Genomic DNA, 18,092 nt, shown 5'->3' with positions numbered 1-18,092 from the left:
TCGCGGCACCGGTCACGACTGCACCGACCTCCGCCGCGGGGGTGGCGGCGCCCGAGGCGGAGCCGCCGACCACGGCCGCGCCGGAAGCCGCCACCGAGACCGCCATCGGGACCGCCACCGGAACCGGGACCGGGACCGAGACCGCCACCGGGACCGGGACCGCCACCTCCACCGAGGCCACGGCGACCCCCGCGACCGGGACGACACCCGCGGCAGAGACCGAAGCCGTCGCCGCCGTAGCCGTCGCGTCCGAAGCGGTCGCCACCACCGCGGCGAGTGCGGGCGGTTCCGGTTCCGGGCCCCGCGGTCTGCTGGCGTCGGTGCCCGGCCGCCCGGGCAAGCCCATGCTGGCGGCGGCAGCGGTGACCGGTCTCCTGCTGATCGCCGTACCGTTCCTCATATCCGGATCCGACGACGGTCCCGCCAAGGCCGCCACCGTCCGGGCCGACGGCAGTCCCATCGGCCCGGACGGCACGCTGCCGGGCCTGGTGCCCGGTACACAGTCCTCGCCCGGCCAGGATCCGGGCGCCGGCCCCGGTACGCAGGCAGGGGCGCCGTCGACGGATGCGGGCGCGGGTACCCTGCCCTTCGGCGCCCCGCCGAACGGCGCGCCGGAAGGCAACGCGCCTGCGGGCCACGGCAACGTCGGCCAGCAGTCCCCGCAGGACGCCCCCGGGCAGCCAGGCGGCAACGCCGGCACCTCCAATCCCGCCGGCGCCGGCACTGGTACCGGCACCGGCCCGGGCACCAAGCCCGTCGCCCCCGTCGCCCCCGCGAATCCGGCCCCGGTCGCCAGCGTCCCCGTCTTCAGCAAGCTGGTCGGCCCCGGTTGTGGCAGCGGCGGATTCAGCGTCAGCGAGCAGTTCAAGGACGGCGTCAAGGGCTGGCGCTACGGCACCAGCGGCTGGAAGAGCGATGGTTGTGACGGTGACTTCCTCGCCATGCCCATGAGCGGTTCCTCAACCAAGGCGGACAGCGGCATCTACGCGAAGTGGGAGTTCTCCACCGGCGCGGTGAAGTCGGGGAGTTGCACCGTCTACACGTACATCCCGTCCTCCGGGGACAAGACCATGGTCGGCGGGAACCCTGCCCGCTACACGGTCCGCGGCGCGAACGGCAGGCTCGGCGACTTCTCGATCGACCAGGCATCGAACACGGGCAGGTGGGTCAAGGGCGGCTCCTTCGCCATCTCGTCCCCCGAGATCACGGTCTCGGTGGACAACCGCGGCATCGACTGGGGCAGCGGCAACGAGAACCGTCACGTGGCCGCCGCCCAGATGAAGGTCGACTGCAAGGGCAACTGACATCGGTCAACAGCGGCGCACCCCGCCCCGCCCCGCCCCGAACGGGCACGGCGGGGGCCCCGAGCCCGGCCTCCGGCCCGGGGCCGGGGTCGTACTGCGGGGGTTCGACGCCCAGGACGGGGTTCTCGGACCACACCGCCCGCTCTGCGGCGGGTCGGACGGGCGGATCAGCGCAGTCCGGCGAAGAGATCGTTCTCGGGTACGGCCGCGCCGGTGGCGTCATTGACACGTACGAAGGTCTCCGTGCCCATCAACTGGCCGAACCTCTCCTTGCCCATCCTGAGGAAGAAGATGTTCTCGCCCTGACTGGCGTGCGCGGCCAACGCGTCGAACTTCTGACCGCTGAACGCGGTGGTGTCCACCCACGTGCTGATCTCATCGTCGGGGAGGCCGATCTCGGCCAGCGCGGCGGCCTCGGCAGGATCCGGCTCCGGCATGTCCTCATGAAACTCACGCATGATCTCCATGAACCGCTGCATCCCCGAGCGGGGCATCGTCGTCCAGTACACCTTCGGTGCCAGCGCGGTCATCTCCAGCGCCGCCATCGTGATGCGGTGGGCCTGGATATGGTCGGGGTGGCCGTAGAAGCCGTTCTCGTCGTAGGTGACGACCACATCGGGTCGGTAGTGCCGCATGAGTTCCGCGAGTCGGGCGGCGCCTTCCTCCACGGGGGTCTGCCAGAAGGATCCGGGGGCGTCGTTGCTCGGCCAGCCCATCATCCCGGAGTCGGCATAGTCCAGCATCTCCAGATCGCTGACCTTCAGGACGTCACAGCTCGCCTCGAGTTCTTGACGGCGCATCAAGGCGACGGCGGCCGGGTCGTGCCCGGGATCGCCTGGCTTGACACCCCCCGGTCCGTCACCGCAACCGCCGTCAGTACACGTCACGAGAACCGTGCGGATGCCCTCCGCCGCGTACCGCGCGAGGACCCCTCCGGTTCCGGTGGCCTCGTCGTCGGGGTGGGCGTGCACTGCCATGAGCGTCAAAGGTCGGTCGGTCATGAAGATTTCCTCCTGCAGAAATACGTCTTGGCCCGAGTGCGCGGCGGCGGCGCGGCGGGCGTACAGCAATGGCGGGGCCCGGTTCCCGTGGGGGCGGACGACCTTGTCGTCTCCGTGTTCCCCGCCGGTGCGGCGCCGGTCCCTCGGTGATGCAACAGTGCCGGCCGGACCGGGTGTTCCCGTCGCGGCCGATTGACGTTCCAGAGGCCGGCGTTTCAACGCGAACGAGGTACAGGCGCGACCTGCACGTCTCAGCGCCACGTCGGACACGACGTCCCTCCGGGGGGTGTAGACGGTGCAGTCGGCGGTCAGCCGCTGTCCGGCGGCCAGGTGGCGCGGTCGCGGAGGTGGTGGAACTCCGTCAGCTCGGAGGCGAGGATGTCGAAGTGCGGGAGCGGGGCCCACAGGCCGCGCTCGCCGATGACGTAGAGGCGGCGTTTGGCTCGGCTCGCGGCGACGTTGAGAAGGTGCGGGGTGCGGGCCGCCCACTCGCGGGCGCCGGGCCGGCCGCCACCGAGCACGAGGACGACGACGTCGGCTTCCTTGCCCTGGGCCCGGTGGACGGTGGCGCAGCGCTCCTCGATCAGTTCGGACGTCCAGCCTTCACGGCCGCGGCAGACCTTCTGGCATTCGGCGACGAGGGCCCGGAAGGGGGCGATGACGCGCACGCGCTCGACGCCGACGCCGTACCGGTGCAAGACGTCGAGGACGAACTCGAAGGCTCGGCGGTCACGCTCGCCCCACGGGGCGTCGGACGGGCGGGTCGCGTCATCGGTGTTGAGCCAGCGGCTGGGCAACAGGCTGTCCCGTTCCGCATCGGGGAACGCCTTGTGTTCGGTGCCGTGCACCATGAGGCCGCCGTACGCGACCTCGTTGCTGACCGTGAACATCGGCTCTTCGCAGCGGCGGTGCACGCGCAGCGGCGAGCCCACCCAGACGGGATCGTCGTCGGCGTCCGGGGCCGGCAGGTAGGTGCCGTAGCGGTTGGTCCGGTCGGCGACGGCCTGGGCCGAGGTGGCCGAGGGCAGCCACTGCTCGCCGACACCGTAGGCGCGCAGCAGACGGCGCTGCAGGGCCGTGGGCATGGTGACGACGGGTTCGAGCTGGAGCGGATCGCCGACCAGAACGGCACGGCGGGCGCGCCACAGCGCGCCGACGGCGGCCTGCGGGGTGGCCTGCCCGGCCTCGTCGACGAGGACCCAGCCGATCGACTCCCGGCCGAGTCGGGCGAACATGCTGCCGATGGAGGAGAACGTGGTCGAGACGACGGGCACCAGGAGGAAGAGGGTCTGCCAGGCGTGCTCGACCTCCTCGTCGGGGACGTGCCCGTTGGTGCCGGCCATCAGCTCCATGAGGACCTGGAGGTTGCCGCGGACCCTCTTCGCGGCCCCGGCGACGAAGGCGCGGTGCAGGTCGAGGGCGCGCAGGAACAGGTCGCTGCGCGCGGTGGACCACGCCTCGTCGGACCAGGGCGAGCCCAGTTCCTGGTCGGCTTCGTCGAGGTGCGGCCAGCCGAGCGGCAGGGAGGGCAAGGTACGCGCCGCCTCCCGCAGTGCGAGGTCGCGGGCGTCGTGCTCCGCCACGGCGGCCCGCAGGTCGCGGCGGGCGGTGTCGGCGGCCCGCCGGGCGCGCCGGACGGCGTCAGCGGCCGCGCTCTCCCGGGTACTCGCGGCCCGCTCACGTTCGACCGCGTGAGCGAGGCCGGTGGCGGCCTCGCCGACGGCCGTGTCGGACCGGCTGTGAAGGTCCGCGGCCAGGAACTCTGCGCGGACGGCTTCGGCGAGCCGCTCCATGGCATCGTCGAGGGCGGCGTGTTGCTGCAGGAGAAGGCGGGCGATTTCCGCCCGGGTGCGCTCGTGCTGCCGTTCGGCGGCCTGCCGGTCGGCGGAGCTCTGCAGCAGGCGGCGCAGCCCGCCGCGCATGCCCCGTTCGACGGTTGGGGGCGTGTCGTGGCGGGAGGTCAGCGCGGCCACGTACTCGCGTTGGTGCGCGGCCAGTTCACGGGCGGCCGACAGGTTCGCGCGGGCGGTGGCCAGCTCCTGGCGGGCCCGCGGTACGTGCTCGAAGGCCGCCCGGTGTCCGGCCTCGGCCGCCGCGGTGGCGGTCCGGGCGGTGGCGGTGGTGGCGGCGGCCCGGTCCAGGACCGCCGTGGTGGCGGCCACCTGCTGGTCGGCCCGGGACACGGCGGCTTCCAGGTCCGCGAACCGCTGCCCGGCCGACGGGGACTCGACGGCCGTCAGCGCCCCGGCCAGCCGGGCGCGCCAGGCGCGCAGCCGCTCCACCTCGGCCTGGGCGGTACGGAACGCGGCGACAGCGTCGGTCCACGACGGCACGGGCCGGGCCGGCCCGGCGGCCGCAGCCTGGTCCGCCTGGGTGACGGGACCGCGGCCACCGGGCTGTGGCTTGGGCGGGATCCAGTCGCTCAGGACCTCCCGCATGCCGCGCAGCGGCGGCAGTTCCGCGGCCTTGCGGGCGTCGGTCTCCTTCTCCGGCAGCCGGCCCCACCAGAACCGGTCCCCGAACTCCTTGCGGTTGCCCTTGTTGCCGAGCACCGCCGCGACCAGACCCCAGGCCGGCCCGCCGAGGAGCGCGGAGGCGAGGTCGGAGAAGTGGTCGGGGCCGCCGTGCCAGTGCTCGCCGAGCGCACCGATGCCGGGCAGTTCGGCGGTGATGTTCTCCACGGCGCCGTTGTTGGAGGAGGCGACCACGATCTCGAACCCGGTCAGCCGCGGGTCGAGCCGCGACACGAAGCGGGCGTGCCTGCCCTGGCGGTCCCTGCCCCGCCACGCCGGACCGGTGAACGCCTGCCCGGGCCGGTCGAACGCGGCCAGCACCGCCGCTCGCTCGACGACCAGCGCGGCGACCAGGTCGCGCAGCATCGTGGTCTTGCCCGTACCCGGCGGGCCGTTCACGGAGAACATCCCGCCCTCGGTTCCCGCCCGGTCGGCGAGCATGCGGTCGACCGCGAACTGCTGGCTCAGCGCGAGCGGGAACCGAGCCGGTGCGGGCCAGCGGCCGGCCGGAACAAGGTCCGGAGCCACCCCTTCCAGGACTACCCCGCGCTCCCGGCGCACATCGGTCCGCGCCCCCACGGCGACGGCGTCGATCTCGGTCAGGTACGCCTCCAGCGCCGGGCCGATCCCCTTCCCGACGGCCGCGGACACCCGGGCCAGATCAGGTGGGAGCAGACTGTTCAGGAACGGCGCGGCGGCGGCGACCTTCGCCCGCGGGTCCCGCGGCCGGCGGACCAGCCTGCTGCGCACCCGGACCACCTGCGGCCGCAGATGGTCCCGTACCCCGCACAGGTCGGCGATCTGCGCGGTCAGGGCGACGAGGTCGGCGAACCCGAGCGGACGGGGACCGGCGCCGGCCCCGCACTCCGCCTCCGCCGACGTGTCAGGGCCGTCGGCCGACGCACCCTCGGGAACGCCCCCGGTGCCGTCCGGACGCCCGGACGCCACCTGCTCCCCGGCGGGGCGGCGGGCCGCCACCCAGTCCGCGGCACGGCGGACCAGGGGTTCCGCCGCGCCCTGCAGCGCGGCGCCGGCGACCTCGCCGAACAGGGCCCCGACCGCGCCGACGGCAGCGCCGCCCAGGATCTCGGCGAGCAGCCGCTGCCAGCTCCCGCCGCCGGCCCCGGCCGACGCTCCCGCCGCACTCCCCGAGCCGGGCCACCGCTCGTACGCCGTTCCGGCGGCCGGGGCGGTGGGGCCGTAAGGGATCGCGGTGGCCGTGAGCTCGTCGATCGCCCCGCCGAACGCGTCGTCGAGCTCCTCGAATCCATCCAGCCATCCCGCTGCGGACGGCCCCGGATCGAACAGCCGGCCGGTCGCCCAGGCGCACGCGGAGATCACGGACGTGTCCTCGAGCGGTCGGCCCTCGTCGTCCAGGACCAGAGCGAACATCGCGCTCTGGCCCGACAGCACCAGCTCGGACTGCGGCACGCCGGGGTCGGGATCGGTCCCCGCGGGCAGTACCGCGATCATCGCCTGGCGGAGCAGCTCCAGGTCGAAGACCCCGCAGTAGACCTCATGCCGCCACATCCAGCCGTACGGTGCCCGGCGCGCGCCCGTCTCAGGATGGTCCGGAGCCCACGGCAGGAGCGGAGGTACCCGGCCCGGCTCCGGCGTCAGGTCGATGACGTACTCGTCCCTCGGCCCGGAGCGCGCGGCGGGGCGCCGACGGGGCAGCGCCGGAATGGTCGGCGGACTGAACAGCTCGATCGCGCGCCAGCACTCCAGCAGGGCCTCCCGCCGACGGTCCCGCGCGTGTCCGCTCCGCACCCACTGCCCCCGTGTCGCACGTGCGGCGTCCTGCCGCTCCCCTGAAGATCAGCTGCGTCTCCGAATCTACCGGACCGTCAGCAGACCGAGCCCCCGGTCAGCGGGACCTCCGGCGCCGGAACGCCCGCGCCCACAGGGCTGGTTCGGCCGACGCGGGCGCAGGGCGGGGCGGGGCGGAAAGACGCCGGGGTGCGGTGGAGCGCAGCGCAGGGTCGTCTGCTAGCCAGACGCGGCCCCGTTGGCCGACGGGCCAACGAACACGGCCAGATAGCGGAACTCTCCGCCCGATCCGGCCTGCTCGGAGTACGCGTCCCAGGTGAGGCGGTAAGTACCTTCCAGAATGCACGTGTTCGGCTCGTATGTGCCGGTCGCCCAAAGCAGCGTTCCGGCGAGCTCGGCACCTGTGTGGATCCTGAATTCGTGATCACGAGTGGGCCGGTGGCTGGGACCCGGCGGTGTCCACAACGCCGGTTCATTGGTCAGCATGAGAGCAAGGCCGTTCTGCTCGGGCTGAGTGCAGAAGCGCTCCAGTCTGGCTATGTCCCGGACGAAGTGCAGGCGGGCGAGGTCCGTGGCTGCATGCGCTTGCAGCGCGTAAGCCCCGGCCGGGACGCCGGCCACGCCTTTCCATCGGCGGGTGAAGTACTTGAACTCGACGCAGGTAAGGGCCTTCGGCCCGACGCAGAGCAAGTCCAGGTACTCGGTCCTTCCTGGTCGCCGCTGGGGGACCTCGAGCCTGGACTCCACCTCCGGCGCCAGCTCCCACAGCACCCTCGCGAAACTGTGCTGGAAGTCGGCCTCGGAGTGGAAGACCGGTCTGCGGCGTCGCAGGTGCTCCATGACCTCATGGAGCGAAGCTCGTCCGGCAATGGTCTGTGAGCCATCCAGAGGTCTCGTGGTCATGACTTGCATTCAACGGGCAGGGTTGCCAGATGGCCGTACGCACGGAGGTACGGGCTCCAGGTTCGTGACGGGATTCCCGTCCTTGCTGACGGTGAGCCTGAGCTCGCCCGCCTTGCCGGGCCCGGCGGGCCGGCCAGCGCGACGCGGTAGCCCTCCGCCTCCGCCGTCCCTGCGGCCGACGGCCTCGGAGCGGGTGCGTACGAGCCGGGAACGCAGAGAGCCGTGCCGGGGGTGATGCCCTTCGTACCGTCGGCGGCCGGTGTGACGTGGGTGAAGGCCTGGTAGCGGCCTGCCACCCTTGCTGTTCAACACCCGCTACGGCCAGCCTCGCGCCGTTCGTGCGGCGCCACATCAACGCGGGATCGGCTCACGCGCACCGGCGGACCGGTCGGCTGCAGCCTGCGGGCTTCAGCGGCGAGTTGCGGTGCCTCAGGAGTGGCTGCGGGACAGTTCCGGCTCGTGCTGCGACGTCCGGTCCTGTCGGGGAAGCAGGAGCGGGCTGGTCAGGACGAGCAGTCCCGCGACCGTGAGAGCGGTGCGGGGGCTGGTGACGTCGGCGAGCAGGCCGGCGAGCGCGGTGAGGACGGCGATGGACGCCTGCTGGCCGATCGACCAGGCCGACAGGGTGCGGGCGACGAGATGCTCGGGGGTGTGTTCGAGCCGGTAGGTGGCGAGCACCGGGTTGTACAGGCTCATGTTGACGATGATCGCCAGCTCGACGGCCATCACGGTGACGAGGCCGACGACGCCGGGACGGACGAAGGCCAGGCCGATCAGCCAGACGGCGCGCAGGGTGCCGACGGTCCGGAAGACCCAGTGCCGGCCGAAGCGGGCCACGACACGGCGGGCCAGCCGCGAGCCGATGAGTCCGCCGAGACAGGGGGCGGCGAAGGCGAGGCCGTACTGCCAGGGCGGGAACCCGAGCTGGCGAAGCAGGAGTACGGCCAGCAGCGGCTCGGTCGCCATGATCAGACCGGCGACGAGCATCTGGTTGAGGTAGAGCGCCCGCAGACCGGGGTGCCCCGTGATGTGCCGCCAGCCGTCGAGCAGTGCGCCCGCCCGGCGGGTCGGGCTCTTGTCGATCCTTCGCGGTGCCTCTTCCTGGCCGCGGATCGCGGTGATGCCCAGCGCGGAGAGCAGGTAGCTGAGCGCGTCGGCCACCACGGTGGCGACCGGCCCGAGCAGGCCGATCGCCGCCCCGCCGAGCGGTGGCCCGACCGCGATGGAGCTCCAGTTCGTCGACTCGAACCGCGCGTTGGCGACGAGCAGGTCTTCCGGTCGGACGAGGGCCTTGAGGTAGGCGCCGCCGGCCGCGTTGAACGCGATCTTGGCTGCGGCGACCACGGCCGAGACCACGAGCAGCTGGACGAAACCGAGCCGGCCGAAGGCGTAGGCGACCGGGATCGTCGCCATGGCCGCAAACCGGGCCAGGTCCATCGTGATCATGACCGGGCGCTTGCGCCGGAACTCCACCCACGGCGCGAGCGGCACCGCGATCAGCGCACCCACCGCAGGCCCCACCGCGGACAGCGCGGACACCTCGGCGGGACCGGCATGCAACACCAGTACGGCGATCAGCGGCAATGCCCCGAACCCCAGCCCGGACCCGTACGCGCTCGCCGCGTATGCCGCCCACAGCCAGCCGAACCGCCGGCCCAACCGCCTCCTGCCCACCATGCTCAGCGCGCTCCCGGTGAAGTCCCACCCGAACAAACCGACGTTGACCGATGAGAGCTAAGCGGGCGGGATAGCGGCAGGTCAAACAACCGACATGCCAGCCATTCACAACCATCGGTTGTTCACTAAGGTGATCGGCGTGGATCTCGAAGCAGTACGTACCTTCGTCGCCGTCGCGGAAGCGGGCCAGTTCCAGAAAGCCGCCGCCGACCTGTCGATCACCCAGCAGGCCGTATCCAAACGCATCGCCACGCTGGAGCGAACCCTCGGCGTGCGGCTGTTCACCCGTGCTCCGCGCGGCGCTGAGCTCACCATCGACGGGCAGGCGTTCCTGCCCCATGCGAGCGAGCTGCTGCGCGTCGCCGAGCGTGCGGGCGCGTCCGTCCGCCCCGGCCGCCGTCCGCTGCGCGTCGACGTGATCAACTCGCGCGGCGCGGGGTCGGGTCTGATGCGCGGTTTCCACCGCGCGCACCCCGAGATCGAGCTCGACGTGATGATGCTGTTCGACATCGAGACGGCCGTCACCGCCATTCGCTCCGGTGCGATCGACGCCTCCTTCCGCGCCGTCGCCGCGCCCGGCCGGCCCCTTCCCGACGACATCGAGTCCGTCCGGGTGCTCGACGAGCCGCTCCAGCTCCTCACCGGCCCCGCCCACACGCTGGCGGGTGCCCGGTCGGTGACCGTCGCCCAGCTCGCCGGGCACCGGATCTGGATGCCCGGCATCGCCCCCGGTACCGAGTGGGGCGCCTACTACGACGACCTCGTCGCCGAGTTCGGTCTCACCATCGAGGTGACCGGGCCCAACTTCGGTTCCGACGCGCTCCTCGACACCATCTCCGACACCCCGGCCCTGGCCACCTTCATGGGCGAGCACACCCGCCTCATCTGGCCTGCCGACCACGGCCTGCGCCGCATCCCGGTGACCGACCCGACGCCCGTCTACCCGCACTCCCTCCTGTGGCACCGCGACAACCCCCACCCGGCGCTGGCCACCCTCCGCACCCACCTCGCCGCCACGACGGCCGGCCAGGACGCCGCCGGGACCTGGGCGCCGGGCTGGGTGATCCCGCGCTGAACGGCTCCCCGCCCGCGCGGCCGGCCCTGCCCGGCGCGGGCGGTCAACTGTCGGCCATCGAGATCGACAGTCCGTCGGTCAGCCATCTATGAGCCACCGTCATGTTCAGCACGCGTCCGCCGGTGACGGTGCCGACCAGGGACCAATAGCGTTCCAGGCGGGGGTCGAAGCCGGATGACCTCGACACCAGCCCGTGCAGGTATGCGCGGAAGGCGGGGGTGTCCGACTCGCGCCGGGCTCGTGCGTGGGCGGATACGAAGGCGTTCACCGCATCCCCGGCGCTGGGAGGCAGTCCCTGTGCCAGAGCGGCGGCCGTCAGAACGGCAGCATCGTCGATCTCCCCGTAGAAGGCCGGGGCGTCCCTCATCTCTTGGTCGTGGTCCTGGGTCCAGCGGGTGAAACCGGGCGTGGAGATGAGCAGATGAAGCTCGGCGTAGGCCAGCACCGTAACGGGATCGGGGTCCTGCGGCGGGTCGGGGGACAGCATGGCGATCATGATGTCGAGCCGGCGCTTGGGCAGGGCCGCGGACAGTTCCCGGTACCAGTGATCAGTGAGGGCGCGACGCGCCTGCGGGAGCCGCTGTACACGGGAGAGGATCTCCAGGCGTCGGAGCCGTTCCCCGCTCGGGCAGTCGTCCAGGGACTTGAGCGTGGCGTGGCGCCACCGCAGTTCGGTCAGTCGTTCCTCCACCGCTTCGAGCTCGTTCGTCACCAGTTCGCCGAAGGAGCACTCACCGGTGACGACCTGGGTGATGGTCGCGATCGGAGTGTCCAGCGCCCGTAGGCGTCTGATGAGACGTATCCGCTCCCACGCCTCAGGACCGTAGCGCCGATGGCCACCGGTGCTACGGCCGACCACGGGCAGCAGACCGCTGTCGGAGTAGTAGCGGAGGGTCTTCACCGGGACCCCCGTTCCGGCCGCGAGCTCACCGATGCTCCACGTGTCTTGCGTCACAGCCTCTTGAACCTCCAGTGCACGGGAGGTCTTAGCGTACTGAGCACTGACCGCGTCGCTCGGTCCGCACCGTTCCCACCGCCCAGGCCGAGTTCCGGCCTGACCGGCCTCGTGCGGCCGCGTGTGGTTCCGTCCGATCACGTCCGATCACGTCCGATCCCGTCCGGCCAAGAACGGTGGGTACGTATGTCCCCGACCATGACAGCACCGCGTCCAGGAAGAAGAGACGGGCTCCGTGCGGTGCTCTTCCCCTTGCTCTGCGCGGCGGCACTACTCGCAGCCACCGCCGTACCGGCGACCGGCGCACAACCCGGTTCCTCACACTCCGCGAGCCGGAGCGGGACCGTCGTGCGGACCGACCACGGCCTGATACGCGGCGTGTCACACGGCTCGTACACCACCTTCGACGGCATTCCCTACGCTGCGCCGCCGACCGGACCACTGCGCTGGCACGCCCCGGTGCCCGCCGCCACCTGGCGTGGTGTCCGCGACGCGACGACGCCGGCCCCACGCTGTGTCCAGATGCCGACACCGGCCGCGGGCGCGGTCCTCGGGTCGGAGGACTGCCTGTACCTCAACGTCACGACGCCGGCGCCGAAACCGGCCGGGCACAAGCGGCCCGTGCTCGTGTGGATGCACGGCGGTGCGTTCCTGGGCGGTTCCGGCAGCGACTACAGCGCCGAACAACTGGCGGTCCGGGGTGACACGGTCGTCGTCACGGTCAACTACCGGTTGGGGATCTTCGGCTACTTCGGCCACCCCGGGTTGGGCTCCGCCCCACCGTTCGGCCTGGCGGACCAGCAGGCCGCCCTGCGCTGGGTACGGGCGAACGCGGAGCGCTTCGGCGGTGACCCGGGCAGTGTCACGCTGTTCGGTGAGTCCGCAGGCGCCCTCAGCATCTGTGCACACCTCACTTCGCCGACGGCCGCCGGACTGTTCCAGCGGGCCGTGCTCCAGAGCGGTTCCTGCCTCATGTCCTTCCCGCGCGGTGCACTCGGACCCGGGACACCGGCGTACGAGCCGTTCGCCGCACAGCGAGACGTCGACACGGCCGGTGCGGAAGCCGCCCGGCAACTGGGCTGCACAGCGGGCGGCGGAGACGAGGTCGTGGCGTGCCTGCGCGGGCAGAGCACGGATCGCCTCGCCACCGCGCAGCTGATGCAGTCCTTCAACCGGCCCGCCTTCGGCAATTCGCTGCTGCCCGTGGCGCCGGCCCAGGCATGGGCGTCGGGACGCTTCCACCGCGTGCCGGTCATGCAGGGCACCAACCAGGATGAGATGCGGATGTTCGTCGGCCTGTCGCTCGCCGCGTTCCCGATCCGCACCGAGGACGACTATCGCGCCCGTCTGGCGGATGCCTTCGGGCCTGCCGCCGCCCCGGCCGTCGAGGCGCGGTATCCGGCAGCGCACCACGCCACGCCCGCACTGGCCTGGGCTGCGGTGCTGACCGATCGATCCCTGACGTGCACCACACTGGCAGCCGGCCGCGCTGTCGCCGCCCATGCCCCCGGCCTCCCCCTCTACGGCTACGAGTTCAGCGATCCGGCCGCTCCCGTCCTCGCCGGTCTGCCGGCGAACCCGGGCTTCCCCTACGGTGCGGCGCACGGCTTCGAGATGCCGTTCCTGTTCTCCTCCTTCCCCACCGAGCGACCGCTGACCGACGCCCAGCGCGCCCTGTCCGACCGGATGGTCGACTACTGGACGAACTTCGCGCGCACCGGCGACCCGAACACCCCCGACGCCCCGATCTGGCCCGTCCTGCGCCCTTCGTCACCTCTCGCGCAGTCGGTGCTGTCGCTGGCTCCCGGTCCGGGCGGAATCCACCCCGTCGACGCCGATTCCGCACACCAGTGCTCGTTCTGGGACCGCCTGCCCCAGTGAGCCTCCGCGGGTACGGGGCCAGGGCGACCCCGGTGCGGAAGCTGATCACCGACGCCGACGCCGACGCCGACGCCGACGCCGACGCCGACGCCGACGCCGGGGCCGACGCCGGGGCCGACACGGCCCGACTGGCCGAGGGCCTGGCTGCCCGAGAACCTGGCTGCCCGGCCGGCCGGGCGGGCGGGCGGCTCCTCACGGTTGCCGACCGGCCCCACCGAGCGGGCAGTCGATGCGGGCGCGGCCGCTTCGCCCTTCCTGCGCCGGTGGGGGCACACCTCCTCGGGCCGGGCCACCCGCTCAGGACGGGGTCGTCAGGGCGTGGACCAGTCGCTCGACTTGGTCCTGCGGGGGAGGGCTGTCGGGGCGGCTCGTCATCAGCAGGTGGTGCAACGTGCCCACCATGGCCAGGGCGACCGCACCCGTGTCCGTACCGGGGCCGAGGCGCCCCAGGCGCTGCTCGGCGTCGAGGTAGGCCTCGATCGAGCCCTGGATCGCATCGAAGCCGGGGGCGCCTTCGGCCCAGGCCTCGCGAACCCGCTGGGCCGCCGCAGGCCGGGTCACCGCAAGGCCGACGACCCCGGGGTCCAGGGACAGGACTGCCGCGGACAGCTCCACCAGGTTGCCTGCCACCGAGTCGTCGCCCGCCCTGTCGGGGAGTGTCGCCGCCAGCGTGGCCGAGCGGGTGAAGCGGTCCAGCACCAGCTCTGCCACGAACTCGTCCAGCCCGGCGAAGTGGGTGTGCAGCACCCCCTTGGCGCAGTCCGCCTCGGCGGTGATGGCCCTGCTGGTCAGGGCAGCGGCTCCGTCCCGGGCCAGGACGCGCTCCGCCGCGTCGAAGAGCCGCTCGCGCAGATCGGGGATGGCCACTCCACGTGGTGACACCAAGACCTCCCAGAAGGGGGATTGTCAGTATGGGCGAGCGCCCATACTGTTTGGGCATGCGCCCATTCTAGGGTGCGGGCCGCTGGCCTCGCATCCCCTCTCGCAGGAGGTTCCATCCATGCACGGCATCGCGAACACCGACCAGGCGGAGTCCTGGAACGGATACGAGGGCACCCACTGGGCCGCCCACCAAAGCCGCTGGGACGCCGTCAACGCCGGATTCGACCAGCCCCTCTTCGAGGCCGCGGCCATCGCCCCGGGCGAGCACGTCCTCGACATCGGCTGCGGAGCCGGATCCACGACCCGGCAGGCCGCCCGCGCGGTCGCTCCGGCAGGCCGTGCCCTGGGCCTCGACCTCTCCGGACCCATGCTCGAACGCGCCAGGGCGAGCGCCGAAAGCGAAGGCCTGGTCAACGTCCGCTTCGAACACGGCGACGCCCAGGTCCACCGGCTCACCCCCGGCACCTTCGACCTCGCCATCAGCCGCTTCGGAATCATGTTCTTCACCGACCCCGCCGCAGCGTTCGCGAACATCGCCACCGCGCTGCGCCCCGGCGGCCGCGCGGCCCTGCTCTGTGCCGCCGAGCCCGAAGGCAACGAGTGGCTGACCGCAATGGCCGCGCTCGGAGATCTCCTTCCGATGGAGGGCTTCGGCAAGCCCGGCGGGCCGGGCATGTTCTCGCTCGCGGCGCCCGGCGCAGCGGCCGCGCTGCTGAGCGGGGCGGGCTTCCGCGACGTCCGCGCCACGCACGTGACGGCGTACGGAACCTGGGGGCGCGACGCGGCGGACGCGGCGGAGTTCCTGCTGGATTCCGGGCCCGGCCGCCACCTCGTCGCCCAGGCCGGCCCCGGGGTCGGCGAGCGGGCCACAGCCCGCCTGACCGAGGTCCTGCGCCCCCACGAGGCCGACGGCGCCCTGCGCCTGCGCGGCACGGGCTGGCTGCTGACCGCTACCGCCCCGCCCGCCTGACCGCCGCCACACGTACGTACGCATGCCGGCAGGACCGTCGCCGGCGCCCGGGTCCCCCTGCCTCTCGCGAAGATGCGGCCTTTCCGCAGTCGCGGCTCCTGGCACGACCGGCCGCTGGTGGGGTGACGGCGGCAGGGTACGCAACGCACGAGGCGCCCGCGCCGTGGAGGAAGCGGCGCGACCTCTCAACCGATCCGCGCAGCAACCTCGCTGGTCCCCGGTGCTGCCGCACTCGGACCTGTCACCTGCCGGGGCCGAGTGGGTGGGTCGCCGCGCTCGCCGTCGCGCGCGAGGGCGGACGCCGCAACGTTTCCCCACTCGCCCCACGCGGCCCAGGTGGTCTGTGCATACGGCTGTTCGGTGGATGCGGGCGAGTACCGCGGCCCGTACCGGTGACGCGGCCCGTACCGGTGACGCGGCCCGTACCGGTGACGCGGCCCCTACCGGTGCAGTGACCCGTATCGGTAACTCGCCCGCAATCTCACGATCATTCACTGATACGCCCGCATCGGCGTGGTGCTGACATCCCCGAGCGGACCTCGTGTCACCTTCGCCAGAACAGGTGGTGCGTCATGCCGCTCGGGCTGGGCACGACCTCGAGGTGGAACCGGTCGAGCAACTCGTCGGGGGACTCCCAGAGCCGTAGTCCGGACCCGAGCTTCACCGGCGAGACCGCCACGTGCATGGTGTCGACGAGGTCGGCGTCAAGGAACTGCCGGATGGTGGTGACCCCTCCGCCGAGTCGGACGTCCTTGCCCTGCGCCGCCTTCCGTGCCTGCTCGAGGACCGTGGCCGGGTCGCCGCAGACGAAGTGGAACGTGGTGTCGGAGAGCGTGAACGAAGGACGCTCGTGGTGGGTCAGGACGAACACCGGGGTGTGGAACGGGGGCTCGTCACCCCACCAGCCGCGCCACTCGTGGTCGTTCCAGGGCCCGCGTTGGGGACCGAACTTGTTGCGGCCCATGATCTCGGCGCCGATGTTGCGTGCGAAGTCCCGCGTGAAGTAGTCGTCGAGGCCCCGGCTCCCCCCGGGATCGGTGCGCATGGGCCAGCTCGCCGTGGCACCGGCCCAGGCGAACAGCCGCCCGGGATCGACGTGGCCGAACGGATGCTCAAGGGTCTGCTCCTCACCGGCGCCGATTCCGTCACTCGAGACGGTGAAGTTCTGGACCCGCAGTAGTTGAGGCACGTATTCCTCCTGTGCTGTCGATGACGGTGGTGAGACTCTCCGGGCCGGAAGAACTCATCGCTGCGTCCGGAGCAGGTTTGAAACCGGCTGCGTACTGTCCTTGCCTGTGAGCTCTGCGGAGCGGCGGGTAGGTGGCTGCTGCGGCGGTCGACGCCCCCCAGGGGGTCGCCGCCCATGGAGTGGTGGCAGCCATGGAAGCAGATGACGCCGTGGGCGCGGCGGTAGCTCGACGGCGGCCGCTCGGGCTTGCCCCGGTCGGCCCGAGAGGGGGAAGCCGCCCGCTGCCATCGCGGCGCACGGTGCGGGGACCCCGAGTGCGATGTCCTGTCCAGTCGGCAGACCCTGCCCCCTCGATCCCGGATGGCTCCCGCCGCATGGCCCCGCGATGTACGCCTAAGGAGGGATCGACGGCCAAGCCGGCCTCGCGCACCGGTCGAATGGGCCGAGCCGCGTTCAGGCTCGGTCGTCATGAAGGCCGACTCCTGTCCGCGTGGCGCCGTGTATTGCGGTTCCGAGTTCCGTGCGTGTCGTCGCCCGTGCGTGTCGTCGCCCGTGTGGGGCAGGCGCCCGGCGGGAGGTCCTGGCCTGGGCCGGACGGCGTGCGACAGGCGACCGAAGGAGCAGCGGTGAGTGAGACGGGCCCGTTCGTTGTGTTCGCGAACTTCCTCTCCGACTTGGCGGTGGATCTCAACGAGGGGCAGATCCTGACGCAGTGGGCGCAGCAGGCACCGCGGAAGGCGTGGCTGCTGCGGCCCGGAGACGTGCTGGTCACCCCCGTGCCCCTGAGCCGGGAGTTCTTGCGGTACGTGTACGGCCTGACGGGGGTGCCCCGGGAAACGGTGGCGGTCGTCGAGGTACCCCCTGCCGGCGCGGTCCCGCTGGCACGGGCGGTGCGCGACGCCGGGCTCACCGAGCACGTCCGATCTCTCGCCGCCGGCCGGGGCGCGGCCCTGCTGCCGACGGCACTGGACTCCTCGGCCATCGCCTTCGCCCGCGACCTCGGCCTCACGGTCCATCCCTATCCCACGATCGAGGCTGCCGAAGCCGCGCTGAAGATGACCATGCTGCTCAACACCAAGGCCGGGTTCCGCGAGACGGCCGAACGTCTGGGCATGCGGCTGCCGGCGGGGCGGGTGTGCCGGCGTCCCGCGGCAGAACGGCTGGCCCGGGAGCTCCTGCTGGACCACGAGCGTGTCGTGGTGAAGCCCGACCGCTCGGCAGGAGGTCACGGGATGCGCTTCGTTTCCCGCGACGACCTGAAGGGCGGGGCGGTCCTGGTGCTCGACACGGTCGGGGGACCCGAGGGGACGTGGGTGGTGGAGGAGCGCCTCGACGTGGCCGAGTCGGTCAGTATTCAGCTCGAGGTCACCGCCTCCGGGACACGCGCTCTTTTCAGCGGTGCGATGCGTACGGCTCAGGGCTCCTTCACCGGATACGTCTCCCCGCTGCCGCCGTCCTGCGCGCACGTGGCCGACGAGCTGGAGGAGTGGGGGGCGGCCCTGGGCCGCCACTTGGCCGACCACGGCTACGCCGGGCCGTTCGGGCTCGACGCGCTGGTCGACGCGGAGGGCGTGGCGTACGCGAGTGAGAGCAACATCCGTCGTACGGCCACCACCACACCGCACACCATGGTCACGCGGCTGACCGCGCATGCGGTCGGCGCACACCCGGCGTGGGCGGTGGCGAAGGGCTGGACGCGGCACCCCCTGGATTTCGAAGGAGCCCTTGCCCGGCTACGCGAAACCCGCCTCGCGTTCGACCCGGCGCGCGGCGAGGGCGTGGTCCTCTACGCGGACGCGCCTCCCGACGGCCGCTCCTGGCGGTACGCGGTGATCGCCGGAAGCCCCGGAGATGTGGAGGAGCAGGAAGCCGCGTTGGCCGAGGTCCTCGAATTCGAGGGCGGCCTGCCCTGACGTCGTGATGACTCTCGCCGTGCGGGGGGCGGGGGCCCCGCCCCCCCCCCCCCCCCCCC

The 18,092-nt window shown here is 72.3% G+C and carries 12 protein-coding genes; 5 read left to right on the top strand and 7 right to left on the bottom strand.

Features of this window, described 5'->3' with window-relative positions:
- Positions 1 to 1,304 (top strand): hypothetical protein (locus ACFCZ1_RS37400; RefSeq protein WP_376682773.1); only part of this gene is annotated, 1,304 nt, incomplete at its 5' end.
- A 167-nt stretch (positions 1,305 to 1,471) separates the two neighbouring features.
- Here the strand turns inward: ACFCZ1_RS37400 and ACFCZ1_RS37395 are convergent.
- The 4 genes from ACFCZ1_RS37395 to ACFCZ1_RS37380 form a co-directional block, all read right to left on the bottom strand.
- Positions 1,472 to 2,305: a PIG-L family deacetylase gene (locus ACFCZ1_RS37395; RefSeq protein ID WP_376682774.1), complete on the bottom strand. Its 834-nt coding sequence runs from the start codon at positions 2,303 to 2,305 to the stop codon at positions 1,472 to 1,474.
- 308 nt (positions 2,306 to 2,613) lie between these two features.
- Positions 2,614 to 6,588 carry an AAA domain-containing protein gene (locus tag ACFCZ1_RS37390; protein ID WP_376682772.1) on the bottom strand — a complete coding sequence of 1,325 codons (3,975 nt, stop codon included), beginning with the start codon at positions 6,586 to 6,588 and terminating at the stop codon, positions 2,614 to 2,616.
- Positions 6,589 to 6,807: 219 nt separating this feature from the next.
- Positions 6,808 to 7,491: a hypothetical protein gene (locus tag ACFCZ1_RS37385; RefSeq protein ID WP_376682771.1), complete on the bottom strand. Its 684-nt coding sequence runs from the start codon at positions 7,489 to 7,491 to the stop codon at positions 6,808 to 6,810.
- 429 nt (positions 7,492 to 7,920) lie between these two features.
- Positions 7,921 to 9,168, bottom strand: a complete 1,248-nt coding sequence (locus ACFCZ1_RS37380) for an MFS transporter (protein ID WP_376682770.1) — start codon at positions 9,166 to 9,168, stop codon at positions 7,921 to 7,923.
- A 139-nt stretch (positions 9,169 to 9,307) separates the two neighbouring features.
- Between ACFCZ1_RS37380 and ACFCZ1_RS37375 the strand changes: the two genes are divergently transcribed.
- Entirely contained in the window at positions 9,308 to 10,243 is a 936-nt protein-coding gene (locus tag ACFCZ1_RS37375) for a LysR family transcriptional regulator (RefSeq protein WP_376682769.1), read from the top strand.
- A gap of 43 nt (positions 10,244 to 10,286) precedes the next feature.
- On the opposite strand, the gene ACFCZ1_RS37370 is transcribed toward ACFCZ1_RS37375, so the two are convergent.
- The gene (locus ACFCZ1_RS37370) at positions 10,287 to 11,198 is read right to left on the bottom strand and encodes a MerR family transcriptional regulator (protein WP_376682768.1); all 912 of its coding nucleotides are present in this window, start codon (positions 11,196 to 11,198) and stop codon (positions 10,287 to 10,289) included.
- A gap of 348 nt (positions 11,199 to 11,546) precedes the next feature.
- Here ACFCZ1_RS37370 and ACFCZ1_RS37365 point away from each other — a divergent pair, with 348 nt between their 5' ends.
- A complete protein-coding gene (locus ACFCZ1_RS37365; RefSeq protein WP_376682767.1) occupies positions 11,547 to 13,079 on the top strand; it encodes a carboxylesterase/lipase family protein in 1,533 nt (510 codons plus the stop codon).
- Between the two features lie 297 nt (positions 13,080 to 13,376).
- On the opposite strand, the gene ACFCZ1_RS37360 is transcribed toward ACFCZ1_RS37365, so the two are convergent.
- Positions 13,377 to 13,961: a TetR/AcrR family transcriptional regulator gene (locus tag ACFCZ1_RS37360; RefSeq protein ID WP_376682766.1), complete on the bottom strand. Its 585-nt coding sequence runs from the start codon at positions 13,959 to 13,961 to the stop codon at positions 13,377 to 13,379.
- Positions 13,962 to 14,079: 118 nt separating this feature from the next.
- Between ACFCZ1_RS37360 and ACFCZ1_RS37355 the strand changes: the two genes are divergently transcribed.
- Positions 14,080 to 14,931 carry a class I SAM-dependent methyltransferase gene (locus tag ACFCZ1_RS37355; RefSeq protein WP_376682765.1) on the top strand — a complete coding sequence of 284 codons (852 nt, stop codon included), beginning with the start codon at positions 14,080 to 14,082 and terminating at the stop codon, positions 14,929 to 14,931.
- 544 nt (positions 14,932 to 15,475) lie between these two features.
- Here ACFCZ1_RS37355 and ACFCZ1_RS37350 read toward each other — a convergent pair.
- Complete coding sequence (locus ACFCZ1_RS37350) at positions 15,476 to 16,120, bottom strand: dihydrofolate reductase family protein (protein ID WP_376682764.1); 645 nt, start codon at positions 16,118 to 16,120, stop codon at positions 15,476 to 15,478.
- 626 nt (positions 16,121 to 16,746) lie between these two features.
- Here ACFCZ1_RS37350 and ACFCZ1_RS37345 point away from each other — a divergent pair.
- Entirely contained in the window at positions 16,747 to 18,033 is a 1,287-nt protein-coding gene (locus tag ACFCZ1_RS37345) for a peptide ligase PGM1-related protein (RefSeq protein ID WP_376682763.1), read from the top strand.
- Positions 18,034 to 18,092: the final 59 nt, after the last annotated feature.

Source organism: Streptomyces sp. NPDC056224 (assembly GCF_042267665.1).
In the GTDB taxonomy this organism is placed as follows: Bacteria; Actinomycetota; Actinomycetes; order Streptomycetales; family Streptomycetaceae; genus Streptomyces.
This window is presented reverse-complemented; position numbering and strand designations above follow the sequence as displayed.